The organism is Pedobacter jeongneungensis (genome assembly GCF_039538295.1).
GTDB classification, from domain to species: domain Bacteria; phylum Bacteroidota; class Bacteroidia; order Sphingobacteriales; family Sphingobacteriaceae; genus Pedobacter; species Pedobacter jeongneungensis.
The window spans coordinates 212,261-228,060 of record NZ_BAABBY010000004.1 but is presented as its reverse complement, the minus strand read 5'-3'; the positions used below and the strand labels follow the sequence as shown (position 1 = coordinate 228,060).

7 protein-coding genes are annotated in these 15,800 nt (G+C 42.2%); all 7 read left to right on the top strand.

Annotation, left to right across the window (positions count from 1 at the left end; all coding sequences use genetic code 11):
* The first annotated feature begins 329 nt into the window (after nt 1–329).
* The gene (locus tag ABD769_RS09190) at nt 330–3,635 is read left to right on the top strand and encodes a SusC/RagA family TonB-linked outer membrane protein (protein WP_344851129.1); all 3,306 of its coding nucleotides are present in this window, start codon (nt 330–332) and stop codon (nt 3,633–3,635) included.
* On the top strand, nt 3,635–5,566 hold the full coding sequence (locus tag ABD769_RS09185; protein WP_344851128.1) for a RagB/SusD family nutrient uptake outer membrane protein: 1,932 nt from the start codon (nt 3,635–3,637) through the stop codon (nt 5,564–5,566). The genes ABD769_RS09190 and ABD769_RS09185 overlap by 1 nt, the downstream gene beginning before the upstream one ends.
* Before the next feature lie 18 nt (nt 5,567–5,584).
* Nucleotides 5,585–6,820, top strand: a complete 1,236-nt coding sequence (locus tag ABD769_RS09180; RefSeq protein WP_344851127.1) for a DUF5000 domain-containing lipoprotein — start codon at nt 5,585–5,587, stop codon at nt 6,818–6,820.
* A 33-nt stretch (nt 6,821–6,853) separates the two neighbouring features.
* On the top strand, nt 6,854–8,074 hold the full coding sequence (locus ABD769_RS09175) for a DUF4998 domain-containing protein (protein ID WP_344851126.1): 1,221 nt from the start codon (nt 6,854–6,856) through the stop codon (nt 8,072–8,074).
* Nucleotides 8,075–8,327: 253 nt separating this feature from the next.
* On the top strand, nt 8,328–10,661 hold the full coding sequence (locus ABD769_RS09170; protein WP_344851125.1) for a glycoside hydrolase family 95 protein: 2,334 nt from the start codon (nt 8,328–8,330) through the stop codon (nt 10,659–10,661).
* 8 nt (nt 10,662–10,669) lie between these two features.
* Entirely contained in the window at nt 10,670–12,715 is a 2,046-nt protein-coding gene (locus ABD769_RS09165) for an alpha-amylase family protein (protein ID WP_344851124.1), read from the top strand.
* Between the two features lie 148 nt (nt 12,716–12,863).
* A complete protein-coding gene (locus ABD769_RS09160) occupies nt 12,864–15,074 on the top strand; it encodes an alpha-galactosidase (protein ID WP_344851123.1) in 2,211 nt (736 codons plus the stop codon).
* Nucleotides 15,075–15,800 lie beyond the last annotated feature (726 nt).

Below are 15,800 nucleotides of genomic sequence, written 5' to 3'. Positions count from 1 at the left end.
TTTTGTTTATCATTGTAATTGAAAATAATAGGATAGGATAGGATAGGATAAATTTCAATTTGCTTACGTTTCGACGTTTTATTTCCTTTTAAAAAAGGCATAACAAGCAATAAAATGATTGCAATACTTATTCTGCCTGATGGTGTTTTCATTAACCAAATAATCCCAAAATATGAGAAATTTTACAACTTATTGTGCAGTAATGCAAATCTTACCTTCAATTGCTACAGGATGGCCGGCAAATCTTCAAAATCTTCAACGACATTAATTTCTGTCGGGTAACATCTATCTACAATTTTTTAATTCATCATTTAAAAGCTTATTAGCAAATGAAGCAATTATTTTTGTTTTGTAGGCACCAACCGGTGTCTGGCAGGCTAAAAAATGCACTGGTATTGACAGGTTCGATGCTTGTATTTTTCCTGATTTTTATGCCTGTAAAAGGTTTCTCCCAAACGGGCAAGAAAACCATTACGGGTAAGGTTACCGATACGCTTGGGGTAGGGCTGCCCGGCGTAACTGTAGCTGTAGTGAATAAGGTTAATGTGGGTACGCAGAGCGATAACAACGGAAAGTTTGTACTTGATGTTGCGCCTGGCGAGATCCTCCGCTTTTCTTATGTAGGTTACCGGGAACAAAGGGCAACAGTTGGTGCAGGTAACATCATCAACATTAAATTAACCGAAGAAAATATGCTTTCGGAAGAGGTGGTGATTACCGCTTTGGGGCAAAAGCAACGAAAAGAGGCTTTAGTAGGTTCGGTTACCACGGTAAAGGTAGGCAACCTCAAAATTCCTTCGAGTAATTTAACCAATGCACTTTCTGGGCAGATTGCCGGAGTAATTGGTTATCAGCGCAGCGGACAACCCGGGCAGGATAATTCACAGTTTTTTATCCGCGGGGTAACTACTTTCGGTTACAAACAGGATCCATTGATTTTGATCGATAACGTAGAGTTAACCAGTTCAGATCTGGCACGTTTACAGGTTGATGATATCGAAAGTTTTTCGATCCTGAAAGATGCAAGTGCAACCGCATTATATGGTGCCAGGGGAGCAAACGGCGTAATTTTAGTGGCCACTAAATCGGGTAAAGAGGGAAAAGCTAAAATCAGTTTCCGCCTGGAAAATTCTTCTTCACAATCTACCCAAAACTTAGAACTGGCCGATCCGATTACCTACATGAGGCTTTTTAATGAAGCAACTATCGGCAGGGGAATGGACCCGATGTTTACACCGAACCAGATCATCAATACACAGGCAACGGTAAATAAAAGTCCGGGTTATAACGAATATGTTTACCCGGCGGTTGACTGGCTGGGTTTATTGTTTAAAAAGAGAACGAGTACACAACGTGCCAACATGAGTGTGAGCGGTGGTGGCGGTGTGGCTAGGTATTACATTGCGGGTTCGTATAACCTTGATAATGGCGTACTTAATCAGGACGAAAAAAATAATAACGATAACAATGTGAAATTCCGCAATTATCAGTTGCGTTCTAACATCAATATCGATTTAGGTAAAACTACCGAACTGGTGGTGCGTTTATCAGGTAATTTTAGTGAATATAATGGTCCGTTGGCTACCGATGGTGGCTTTTCTACCGATCTTTATAATATTGCGGTACATACCAGTCCGGTTGTTTTTCCGGCTTATTTCCCTGCTGATGCCGCCAATCAAAATGCACAGCACATTTTGTTCGGAAACACAGGGGGCACAGGCGTAAACAGTATTTTATACAATAACCCTTATGCGGCGTTGCTGCGCGGACATAAAAATTCGACAGAATCGCGGATGTCGGCACAACTGGAGCTGAACCAAAAACTGGATTTCTTTACAGAAGGACTTTCGTTTAAATCGATTTTCAGCACCAACAGGTATTCTTACTTCGATTCGTCAATGGCCTATTCTCCGTTTTATTATAATGTAGGCTCTTACGATAAAGCAAGCAATACTTACGTGTTAAACTGGTTAAATTCTGCTACCGGAGATCCGTCTCAGGTTCCGAATATTGCACAGGAATATTTAAGTTATTATCCGGGCGATCCGAACATCAGCACTTTTCTTTACGGGCAGGCTTCTGTAAATTACGACCATACTTTTGGCCAGAACCATACGGTTAGTGGTGCATTAATCGGTACCGCTCAGCAAAATCTTTACAACAATGCCAAAGATCCGAAAACCAATACCCGGACTTTACAGTATTCGCTACCTTACCGGAATTTAGGTTTGGCAGGTCGATTAACTTACTCATACAAAAGTCGTTACTTTTTAGAAACCAACTTCGGTTACAACGGATCGGAAAGATTTTCGGAAAACCATCGTTTTGGTTTTTTCCCAACCATTGGTGCAGGATGGATTGTTTCGAACGAAAAATTCTGGACAGGTGGAATCGCCAATGTGGTTAACCGTTTAAAACTGAGGGGAAGCTTTGGTTTGGTGGGTAACGATGCCATCGGATCGCAACGCTTTTTCTACCAGTCGGATGTAAACTTAAATGGTGGAGGTAACTATGCCCAGTTTGGTTATAATGGTGGCGTTACACGTCCCGGGGTGTACATCAACAGCTATGAAAATACTGATATTACCTGGGAAACCTCACGCCAAACCAATTTAGCCTTAGAAGCTACGCTTTTCAAAAACATGAATATTATTGCGGAGGTGTACAATAACGATCGCTACAATATTTATATGATCCGTAAAAACGTGCCGAGTACATTGGGTTTGGAGGCTATTGATCCCAATACCGGCGCACCCGATATTGGCGCAAATATTGGTAAGGCGAGATCGAGAGGGATCGATTTATCGCTCGATTATAAGTTTAACATAAATGCATTTTCTTTTGCGGTACGCTCTAACTTAACTTTTGCCAAAAATAAATACATCAATTATGAAGAGCCACAGTGGGCAGAAGCTTACCGTTATACCACCGGACAGCCGATTAGCAGAAATTACGGCTACATTGCCGAGCGTTTATTTGTAGATGATAAGGAGGTGGCAAATTCACCAACCCAAATTTTCTCAACAGGTGGCAAACCACCAAGGGCAGGAGATATTAAATACCGCGATTTAAATAATGATGGTAAAATTGATGATGCTGATAAAGCTTACATTGGTTTTCCGCAATCGCCGGAAGTGGTGTATGGTTTTGGTTTCAGTTCTTCGTACAAAGGTTTCGATCTTTCTGCGTTTTTTACCGGACAGGACAGAATGACTTTCTTTATCGATCCAACCAAGGTAAGTCCTTTTGTACCGAGCAATCAGCAGTATATTTACGGAAACACTCAATTGTTAAAAGATTTCGCCGATAACCACTGGTCGCCGGAAAATCAGAATTTGTATGCGCTATACCCAAGGTTGGCGGTAAATGCAGCAGATCTCGAAAACAATGCACAAACCAGCACCTGGTGGATGAGAAACGGCCGTTTATTAAGGCTTAAATCGGTTGAATTGGGCTACACACTTCCACAGCGTATTTCAAGTAAAATCAAGCTAAATTCTTGCCGTATTTATTTCAATGGTTTAAACCTGATTACCTGGAGTCCCTTTAAAATGTGGGATCCGGAGCAGGGCGGAAACGGTTTTGCCTATCCAATCCAAAAGGTATTCAATGTTGGTCTTAACGTAACCTTATAATGAAAACGATAAAAACATATTTTACATTCTGCTGCATCATGATGGTGTTAAGCACTTTTGTATCCTGTAAAAAGTACCTCGATATCACACCCGATAACCTGGGCACACTTGATTATGCTTTCAGGAACAGAAATGAGGCCGAAAATTATTTATACTCTTGTTATGCTTACCTGCAGCGCATGAACGATGCCGCTTCGAACCCGGGTTTTACTACCTCATCGGAGCTGATTTATTCGAACACGCTTGATAATTACCTGAATTTTAACCGCACAGGTTTCAATCTGTTAAGGGGCACGCAAACATCGGCAAACCCCGGTTTAAACGCATGGGATGGCAGTGAAGGCAGTTATAGCCTGTGGCGTTCCATCAGGATCTGTAACATTATGCTCGAAAATATCGATAAACCGATTGATTTGGGCGCAACTGAAAAACAACGCTGGATTGCCGAAACAAAATTTTTAAAAGCCTATTATCACTATGTGCTGTTTAAAATGTATGGGCCCATTCCATTGATAAAAACCAACCTGGCCATTAACAGCAGTACCGATGAAGTGCGTGTGAAAAGGGCACCGGTTGACGAAACGGTTGATTATATTGTATCCTTATTAGATGAAGCGATTCCTGGTTTACCAGCTGTAATCAGCAGTCAGGCAACAGAATTGGGCAGGGTAACCAGTGTAATTGCCTTATCGGTTAAAGCTGATGTTTTGGCTACAGCAGCAAGTCCGCTTTTTAATGGCAATCCTGATTATGTGAGTTTTAAAGATAAAGATGGTGTAAGCCTTTTTCCTGCGGCTTTTGATGCACAAAAATGGAAAAAAGCAGCCGACGCGGCAAAAGCAGCCATAACTGCTGCAGAAGCGCAGGGAATTAAATTGTACACTTTTAGTGCGCCAACTACGGTAGGGAAACTTTCTGATTCGCTAAAAAGAGAACTGGATGTACAGAATGCCGTTACCGAAAAATGGGAGCTGAATTCGGAAATCATCTGGGCTTCCAATCCGGAGTTTAATTACCAGGGTTTTGCCACACCAAGGCTTACGCCAAAATCAGCAGTAAATAACTTCTCCAATCCTTCTACTTTTTCTGCACCGATAAGCACACAGGAACTTTTTTATACTGTAAATGGTGTGCCAATCAGCGAGGATAAAACCTGGGATTATGCAGGCAGGAATACCATTAAAGTGGGCGATAATGCCAGCAGATATTACATTCAGCAGGGTTACGAAACCATAAAAGGTCACTTTGCCCGCGAAAGCCGTTTTTACGCCGATATTGCTTTTGATGGAGGAATCTGGTTTGGAAATGGAAGAAATAACCAGGATGATCCGGCCAATCCTTTATATTATGTTTCGGCCAGGGGAACCGGACTTGCGGCTCCGAGTGATAACATCAGGTTGAACATTACCGGTTACTGGCCAAAAAAACTGGTAAGTTACGCCTCTGTGTATGATGATGGTTTTCAGCCTTCGGCATTCCGTTTACCGTTAATCAGGCTCGCTGGTTTATATTTACTTTATGCCGAGGCACTAAATGAGGTAAATGGTCCTACAACAGAGGTGTTCAACTATCTTGATAAAGTAAGACAGAGAGCAGGTTTACAGGGCGTACAGGCATCGTGGACAAACTTTTCAAAAAATCCGAATAAATTTAATAACAAAGACGGTTTAAGGCAGATAATCCACCAGGAAAGAAGGATCGAGCTGTGTTTTGAAGGCCAGAGCGGTTGGGATTTAAGAAGATGGAAAGAACTCCAGGCGGTTTTAACCGCACCAATACAAGGCTGGAGCATCAATAACGCCGAAGCCATTAATTATTACCGTCCAACTACCCAGTTTATTCCTGTTTTTGGTTTAAAAGATTATTTATGGCCGATCAGAAGTTACGATCTGGTGGTCAATCCAAACCTGGTACAAAATCCTTATTGGTAGTTTAAAATATTAAAAGACATGAAAAATATTAAAAATAGTATTTATCTGGCCCTTATCGTTTCCGTTTTGGCAGGTATTGCTGCCTGTAAAAAGATGGAAACTTATAACGATCCGGCTTCTTCAGATATGACAAAGCCTGGGGTGGTTACCAATGTTAAAGTAGATAATTTTAATGGGGGTGCATACATTACCTATACTTTACCAAACTCAAAAAACCTGTTATATGTATTGGCGCAGTATAAAATAAATGGCGTAACTACCCGCGAAACCAAATCCAGCTATTATTCTGATTCGGTTATGGTAGATGGTTTTGCCAAAAAACAGGGTTACGATGTTACTTTGTATGCCGTAAGCAGGGCAGAGGTTAAATCAGACCCGGTTGTGGTTAAGGTTAATCCAGATACCCCGCCTTACTTACTGGCTAAACCAACCATTAACGCAGAGGCTGATTTTGGCGGGATTAAAATTACCGGAACAAACCCATTAAAAAACAACCTGGGCGTTATCCTTTTAGGCGTTAGCGATAACAATGTTTCTGATGTTATCGATCAGCACTACGGCAAAACTGAAGTGATTAATTATTCGGTAAGGGGTTATGCTCCGGTGGCGAAGAAAATCGGTTATTACGTAACCGATAATTTTGGAAACATTTCTGATACTACTTATAAAACCGTAACACCTTTCTTTGAAACCTTACTGGATAGAAATAAATTTTTCCAGTACAGGCTCCCTACAGATGGCGTAATTGCTTATGGCTGGGACCTTCCTTATTTATGGGATGGCAAAACAGATGGCAACTCGAACGGCTGGCACACGGCCCCGGGTGGTGCAATGCCTGCTATAGCTACATTTGGTTTAGGGCTAAGCGCAAAATTAAGCCGCTTTATTTTATGGGAAAGACCAGATGGAGGTGATAAATATGCTTATGGACATGGAAACCCGAAAGTATTTTCGGTATGGGGTTCTGATGCAACTGCTCCACGTGATGCACAGCTTCCTTTATCTGCACCAGAAGGTACCATTATCGGCGATTGGATCAATATGGGCAATTATAATTATCCAAATCCGCCGTCTGGTTTAGCCCCTGTAGCGCATACCACTGCCGATAATGATTTTGTGAAGGCAGGCGTGAGTTTCAATTTTCCGTTAACCAATCCTAAAGTGCGTTATGTGCGGCTTTCAGTTAGTACAACATGGTCTAACGGTACCTTTGCGCATGCAATGGAAATGGCCATTTACGGCGATCCACGTTAGTTAATGATCATATAAAAAGATAAATTTTCAGATATGAAAAGTATATATAAAATTAGCGGTCTGCTTTTGCTGTTCGTAACAGTGATGATCAGTTGTACCAAAGATGATCTTGCCTTTAAAGAATATTTAAAAGATGGCGAGATTGTGTATCCGGGGCGCGTAGCCAATATTGTAACCAAACCCGGCAATTTACGGACAGGCTTGTGGTGGAATCCAAGCCCCGATCCGAGTATAACAAAATATGTGGTGTATTGGAACAACAATGCCGATTCGGTTGTGGTTACACCAACCACTCATAATCCACTGGATACGATTAAAGTAACCATCCCGAACCTTAAGGAATACACTTATACTTTTACGGTTTATTCTTACGATGCACAGGGCCATAAATCAATCCCGATAGAAGCCAGAAATGTGAGGGTTTTTGGTCCGCTATACCAATCGGGTTTGTTAAACAGGCCTTATAATGCTACAAACCCTTACGTGGTAAACAGCAATGGATCGGTACAATTAAATTTTAATACGCCTGATACCATCAACGTAAATACTATTGTAAGGTACACCAACACAACAGGTGCAACAATAGATAAAACCCTTTTACCGGCAGATACGGCCATTACACTGCCTGATTACAAATTAGGAACCAGTATCTTATATAAATCATCTTATATTCCGGGCAAAGGTTCACTGGATGTATTTACCGTGAGCGATTTTTCGACTTTTCCTCAGATTTTTACTTATGTGCTTTGCGATAGGTCGCTGTTTAATGAAGTGCATTTACCGGGCGATGCCCCTACATACGAATCGGGTACCAGCATCAGCAAACTGTGGGATGGAAGCATTGGTCCGCAGGGCTATCCGAATATTTTCCACAGCGCCGGCAACAGCGGTATGCCGCATGTAATTACTTTCGATTTAGGTAAGGTTTATACCAATTTAGCCCGAATTGAAGAAACCGGTCGCGATTGCTGTAACAATCCCGATCGTTTTGAGGTTTGGGGTACTGCAGATTTAACCAATGCAACCACCAATTTATCAGCCAGTGATAACGGATGGCCCGCTGAAGCTACCAGTAAGGGCTGGACACTTTTAAAAGACGTAACGAGAACCGATGACGGCAAAAATGCAATAACGGCCGAACTGGATAACGGTGGCAAACCGATTCGTTATATTCGCATCAGGATTAAACATGTAACCACCGGCGATGGCAACTATAGTAATATGAGCGAAATCAGGTTCTGGAATAAGCAGTAAATGTAATTGGGTTCGATTAATAATTTAGTTTCGTCATCTCGACTGGAGCATTTCAATACAATGGTCGTCATTGCGAGAAGGCTTTTTCAGCCGACGAAGCAATCTATCTTGCAGTAATCACAAGCAGAAAAGATTGCTTCGTCGTAACTCCTCGCAATGACGAGTTTTCTATTGATTATGTTTATGGTAGCGAATAAATATTCTGGACTTTGCTTCGTTCGAGATGATTAATAAAAAACACACACAATGAAATATGTATAAAAAGCAACTCATTATTATTACACTATGCTCGTTTTTTATCGGAAAAAATGTTTTTGCCCAACAAAAGCCTTTGCTGCTCTGGTACGATAAACCTGCCAAAATCTGGGAAGAAACCCTCCCTTTGGGCAATGGTAAACTCGGTATGACGCCCGATGGAGGTATTACCAAAGAAAATATCGTCCTGAACGACATTACCTTATGGAGCGGCGGAAAACAGGATGCCAATAATTACGAAGCCTATAAAAGCCTGCCGAAAATCAGACAACTGATATTGGAAGGTAAAAATGATGAAGCGCAGGAACTAGTAAACCGCGATTTTGTTTGCAAGGGACAGGGCTCGGGAGGGGCAACCTGGGGCAAATACCAAACATTGGGTAATTTACAACTCGATTATGAATATCCCGGTGTTAAAGCAATAAAACCTGAGGTTTACAAAAGAACCTTATCGCTGGATAAAGCGGTGGCCACAACCGAATTTACCCTCAACGGCGTAAAATATAAAAGGGAATATTTCTGCAGTTTTGATGACGATGTAGATATCATCCGTATCACTGCCGATCTGCCTAAAAAACTGAACTGCAACATTTCCATCAGCCGGCCTGAAAAGGCAACTCTGGCAACCCAGGGCAACGACCTGTTAATGTTCGGTCAGCTGGATAACGGAACCGATGGAAAAGGCATGAAGTACATGAGCCGTGTAAGCACCAAAATAAAGGATGGCTCAGTTAGCACAGATGGCAATATCCTTAAAATAAAAGATGCTACTGAAATCATCGTTTATGTTGCCGCCGAAACCGATTTTAAACATAAAGATTTCGAAGCAAGGGTAAAAAATATGCTTCAGGAAGCAAAAAAGAAAGCCTATGCGGTAGAACTGGCCAAACACAGCGCAAACTTTGGCAAACTGTTTAACCGTTTAAAAATTAATCTGGGCGAAGGCGAAGCAGCTAAACTGCCAACTGATGTAAGGCTCGATCATTTCTATAAAGATTACAAAAACGATGTTTCGCTAAGTGCATTATTCTTTCAATTTGGCCGCTATTTAAGCATCAGCAGTACAAGGGTAGGTTTATTGCCGCCAAACCTTCAGGGCTTGTGGGCAAAAGAGATCAATACGCCGTGGAATGGCGATTACCACCTGGATGTTAACGTACAGATGAACCATTTTGCCATCGAACCGACCAATTTATCCGAACTGAACCTTCCTTTGGCAGAACTGGTGAGGAATTTAACCACGCATGGTGCCAAAACGGCCAAAGCCTATTACAATGCCGATGGGTGGATTGCACATGTGATTACCAATGTCTGGGGTTTTACCGAACCCGGTGAAAGTGCCTCATGGGGTGCTTCAAATGCCGGTTCGGGCTGGTTATGCAGTAACCTTTGGGATCACTTTGCCTACAGTCGCGATTTAAAATACCTGAAAAGTATTTACCCAATCTTAAAGGGATCAGCCGCATTTTACCAGAGTGCCTTGATCAAAGACCCTAAAACAGGCTGGCTGGTTACTTCTCCGTCGGTATCGCCAGAGAATACTTTTTATCTGCCTAATGGGAAAACCGCAAGCATTTCGATGGGGCCAACCATCGATAACCAGATTGTAAGGGAACTTTTTAATAACGTAATCACTGCGGCCAAACTGCTTAAAGTTGATGCTGCCTTTAGCGCTTCGTTGCAGGAAAAATTAAAATCGATCCCACCGGTGGGCGTAATCAGCAAAGACGGGCGCATACAGGAATGGCTGGAAGATTATAAGGAGACCGACCCACAGCATCGCCACATTTCGCATTTATACGGCGTTTATCCGGCAGGTTTAATTACACCAGTTTCAACACCTGAGCTGGCCGAAGCCGCTAAAAAAACACTCGAAGTAAGAGGCGATGACGGGCCGAGTTGGTCTATCGCTTATAAACAGATATTTTGGGCAAGGTTACAGGACGGAAACCGGGCATTTAAATTGTTCAGGGAGATTTTAAAACCCACTTTGCGTACCGATATCAACTATGGCGCAGGGGGAGGAGTTTATCCGAATATGTTATCGGCCGGACCACCGTTCCAGATTGATGGTAACTTTGGTGCCACGGCAGCCATGGCCGAAATGCTGATCCAGAGTCATGATGGTTTTATCGAACTGCTGCCTGCCATTCCGGATGCCTGGAAAGCATTTGGCGAAATAAAAGGACTAAAAGCAAGGGGCAATTTTACAGTTGATATGAACTGGAAGGATGGTAAAATTACTTCTTATAAAATCGCTTCGGCAACGCCACAAAAGGTAAAAGTTAAAATAAACGGAAAACTAAGCACTATCACTTCGGTCAAACTTTAGCACAATACATGATTTTTAAATTTTTATACAAACATCGGGCACTGTTAATCTTATTGGTGCTGTTCTTTGCCGGCAAATCGGCATCGGCAATCATCATCAATTATGGTAAAAGCGGAAAAATAGATTACAGTCTTAAAACCGGTACCTTTAATGTTTCGGAGGGAGCAGCTCAACTGCTGTTAAATGGTTTTTCACAGGCCGAATACCAGAAAAAGCTGTTCAGTTCTAAAGACTATAAACAAATCACTTACAGTAAAACAGCTGTTCATGATGCTTTTGGTAATGGTTTTAAGCACATTTTTTTGTTAAAACAGGTTGGTTTGCCGGTGATGCAACAGGTGTTTTATACCTACAGCGGTAAAGATTATTTCATGATCGGAATCACCTTACAGGGTGCTGATTTATCCATTAACCATGTTGTTCCCTTAAATGGAAACCTGATCGATCAACAACCCTCAGATGCACCAACAAATTTATTTGTACCATTCGATAATGATACCTTTATATCTTACAACACAGTGCCTTTAAAGGCTAATATAAGTAACCCCAGTGCTGAGGTTGGCGCTTTATACCACGATCAATCGCGGAAAGGTTTTGTAATGGGTTCTATCGAACACAGCAACTGGAAGACAGGTGTGATCACTGCAATGGACAACGACAAAAAAATCAACATACAGGTCATTTGTGGTTATACCGAAGAAAGCATTACCCGCGATAAAATTCCGCATGGTTATTTAAGTGGCAATTCGGTGAGTTCGGCGAAAGTATTTTTCGGTGCTTTTAACGACTGGCGTTTAGGAATGGAAACTTATGCCAAACTGAACAGGATTTCGGAACCGCCCATCGTTTTTAAATGGGATAAGGCAACACCAGTAGGCTGGAACAGCTGGGGTGCCATGCAGGAGAAAATCACCCTCGAAAAAGCCAACCAGGTAAGCGATTTTTTTGCCGATAGCTTAAAAAGTTTCAGAAGCGGGGGCGTTGCTTATATCGACCTCGATTCGTACTGGGATAACCTGTTAAAGGGTGGCTTAACCGGCAATTACGCCAAACTAAAAGCCTTTGCCGATCACGCCAGATCGAAAGGGTTAAAACCGGGCATCTACTGGGCACCTTTTGTTGACTGGGGTTTTGCAAGCGGTGGCAACCGTAAGGCCGAAGGAACTAATTATACTTTTGGCGAGATGTGGACAAAAGTTGGCGCTGGTTATCACGATATTGATGGTGCACGGGCGTTAGATCCAACGCATCCGGGTACGCAACAACGCATTGCCACTGTAATCAACAAATTTAAAGAATGTGGTTTCGAAATGATCAAAATTGACTTTTTAGGTCATGCGGCCATAGAATCTGATCATTTTTTCGATCCTAAAATTACTACAGGTATGCAGGCCTATAAAACCGGAATGGAGTTTTTGTTAAAACAACTCGATGGTAAAATGCTGGTGTATGCCGCCATCTCACCAAACCTCGCTTCGGGCAGGTATGTGCATGTACGCCGCATTGCCTGCGATGCCTTTAAATCAATAAAAGATACCGAATATACCTTAAACAGTGTAAGTAATGGCTGGTGGCAAACTTACCTTTACGATTATATCGATGCCGACCATGTGGTTTTTTCTGATCAATCAGACGGCGAAAATACTGCAAGGTTTTTATCGGCCATTGTAACGGGCACCTGCATCACCGGCGATGATTTTTCGCGCCAGGGTAAATGGACAGGCACCGCACAACGTTTATTAAACAATACCGGAATCCTGAAAATTCTGGAAGATGGAAAGGCATTTGTTCCGGTAGAAGGCAACAGGGGCAAATCAGCCTCGCAACTTTTTGTTAAACAGGTAGGCAATGTAAAATATCTGGCCGTATTTAATTATAGCGATGCAGAGCAGCACTTTAATCTCGATTTTGCACGCCTGGGCCTGGAGAAAGATAAAAAATATGGCTGTGAAAATCTCATCGATCAAACCAAAACCATGTTAAAAGATAACCAGGCGCTTAAATTACCTGCAAAAGATGCGCAGATTTTTAAGTTAACCTCAGATCAAAAATAGATATACATTCATTCACTCAATCATTCATTCCATCATTCATTCACTCACTCATTCAATAATTCATTCAACAACTCAATCATTCAATAATTCCCTCATTCAATCAACCTCTATCTATAAAAAACATTAGCGATTACTATTGAAAACACAAATGAACAGATCAGATCAACTTACAGGATACATCAGGCATGGTGCATTGGCCGTAGCCTTTTCCCTTTTTGCCATAACTCAGCTTAGTGCCCAAACCCTTATACCTATCGAAACCGCCCATAATGCACTGGTTTTGCAGGCCGACGCGAAGAAAGATATAAACACCATATTTTTTGGAAAGAAATTAGCCAATAACCAAGAATACGAGCAGGTTAGTGGACAGTATAAACAAACGGAAGATTATACCGGACAGTTAAATTCGGCCTATACGCCTTCAGGATCAAGAAACCTGGTTGAACCGGCCATTAATGTTACGCACGCAGATGGCAATAATTCTCTTGATCTGAAATATGTTGATCACACGGTTACCAAAGTTGATGATAATGTAAGCCTGCTCAAAATCAGGTTAAAAGATCCGGTTTACAATTTTGAAGTAACGTTGTTTTATAAATCATTTTACAAACAGGACGTTATAGAACAGTGGACGGAAATTAAACACAGCGAAAAAGGTACGGTTACCTTAAATAAATATGCTTCGGCAAACCTTCATCTAAAATCGCCACATTTTTGGCTTAACCAGTACCATGGCGATTGGGCTAAAGAAATGCAGCCCGAGCAAAGTGAAATTACCCACGGTATTAAAACTCTAGATAGCAAACTGGGCACAAGGGCCAACCTTTTTCAACCCTCGGTTTTCATGATATCCATGGATAAACCTTCGGAAGAGAACGAAGGAAATGTTTTGTACGGTGCGTTGGAGTGGAGTGGTAATTTTAAGATCGATCTGGAGCTTGATTATCAGAATAACCTGCGCATCATTGCCGGGATGAACAATTATGCTTCACCTTACAGTTTAAAACCGGGCGAAGTTTTTGCAACTCCTGCGTTTTTATATACTTTTTCTGATCAGGGAAAAGGCGATGCCAGCAGGAAATTGCAGAACTGGGCTCGAAATTACAAGATATTGGATGGTAAAGGCAGTCGTTTAACCCTTTTGAACAACTGGGAAGCCACTTATTTCGACTTCAACGAACAAAAACTGGCCGAATTATTAAAAGATACCAAAAAACTCGGTGTCGATTTCTTTCTGCTGGATGATGGCTGGTTTGGGAATAAATATCCGCGGAATGATGATCACGCAGCACTGGGCGACTGGCAGGAAAACAAAAAGAAACTGCCCAATGGCATTGCTTCGCTGGTAAAGGAAGCCGATAAAGTGGGAACGAGGTTCGGGATCTGGATTGAACCTGAAATGGTGAGCCCGAAAAGTGAACTGTACGAAAAACATCCCGATTGGGTGGTTAAACAACCCAACCGGCCGGAATATTATTTCAGGAACCAGCTGGAACTTGATCTTTCGAACCCAAAGGTTCAGGATTTTGTTTTTGGAGTGGTTGACGATCTGTTTACCAAAAACCCCAAACTGGCCTACATTAAATGGGATTGCAATGCCGTAATTTATAATGCTTACTCGGCGCACCAGAAAAATCAGTCGCACTTTTACATCGATTATGTAAAGGGCTTGTACAGTGTGCTGCAACGCATCCGTGCCAAGTATCCAACTGTACCGATGATGTTATGTTCCGGTGGTGGCGGCAGGGTAGATTATGCGGCCTTACAATATTTTACGGAGTTTTGGCCGAGTGATAATACTGATCCGCTGGAAAGGATATTTATGCAGTGGGAATATTCTTACTTCTATCCGGCCATTAGCAGCTCCAACCACGTAACCGATTGGGGCAAACAACCGATAAAATTCCGTACCGATGTAGCCATGATGGGCAAACTGGGTTTTGATATTGTGGTAAGTAAACTGCCCGAAAAAGAACTTCAGTTCTGCCAGGATGCGATCAAAAATTATAATGAAGTGAAAGGAATTATCTGGCAGGGCGAACAGTATCGTTTAGCCGATCCGCGTACAGGCAGTGTAGCCTCGATGTTGTATGTAAACGAACAGAAAACTGAAGGTGTAATTTTTAACTACCTGGTAAATTACCGTTATGGCGAGGGCAGCAAATATCCCGTTAAATTAAATGGACTGGATGCATCGAAAAAATACAGGATCAAAGAGATTAACCTGTTCCCGGGCACAAAATCGCCAATTGATGGCAGCAAAACCTATACAGGAGATTTTTTAATGAAGGTGGGTTTCAACCCGGTTTTAACTACCGATAGAACAAGTGTGGTGCTGAAATTTGAAGAGCTAAAGTAAATAAAATTTGTTCCCACTCGCAAAACTTTATAAAACTAACTTTGACAATCTTATGGGCATAATACCAAAAGATTGGTCAAAGTGAGTTCAATCGTGGAGTGGAGACATCTGTCTCGAGGTAGATCTCTCGGCTTCGTTGCACTCCGCTCGAGATGACGGGGACTTATAATAGGTGGCGCAACGGGTGATACATCGTGTAAAATAATCCGTAATTCCGTGGTTTGTGTCCTCACGAACCACTTGCAAAACTTTATAAAAAGAACGTCATCTCGAGCGGAGCATCGCGGAGTGGAGACATCTGTCTCGAGGTAGATCTCTCGGCTTCGTTGCACTCCGCTCGAGATGACGGGGACTTATAATAAGTGGCGCAACGGGTGATACATCGCGTAAAATAATCCGTAAATTCCGTGGTTCGTGTCCTAACGAACCACTTGCAAAACTTTATAAAAAGAACGTCACCTCGACCGGAGCATCGCGGAGTGGAAAGATCTGTCTCGAGGTAGATCTCTCGGCTTCGTTGCACTCCGCTCGAGATGACTGGGACTTATAATAGGTGGTGCAACGGGTGATACATCGCGTAATAATCCGTAAATTCCGTGGTTCGTGTCCTCACGAACTACTTGCAAAGATCTGTCTCGAGGTAGATCTCTCAGCTTCGTTGCACTCCGCTCGAGATGACGGGGACTTATAATAAGTGGCGCAACGGGTGATACATCGCGTAAAATA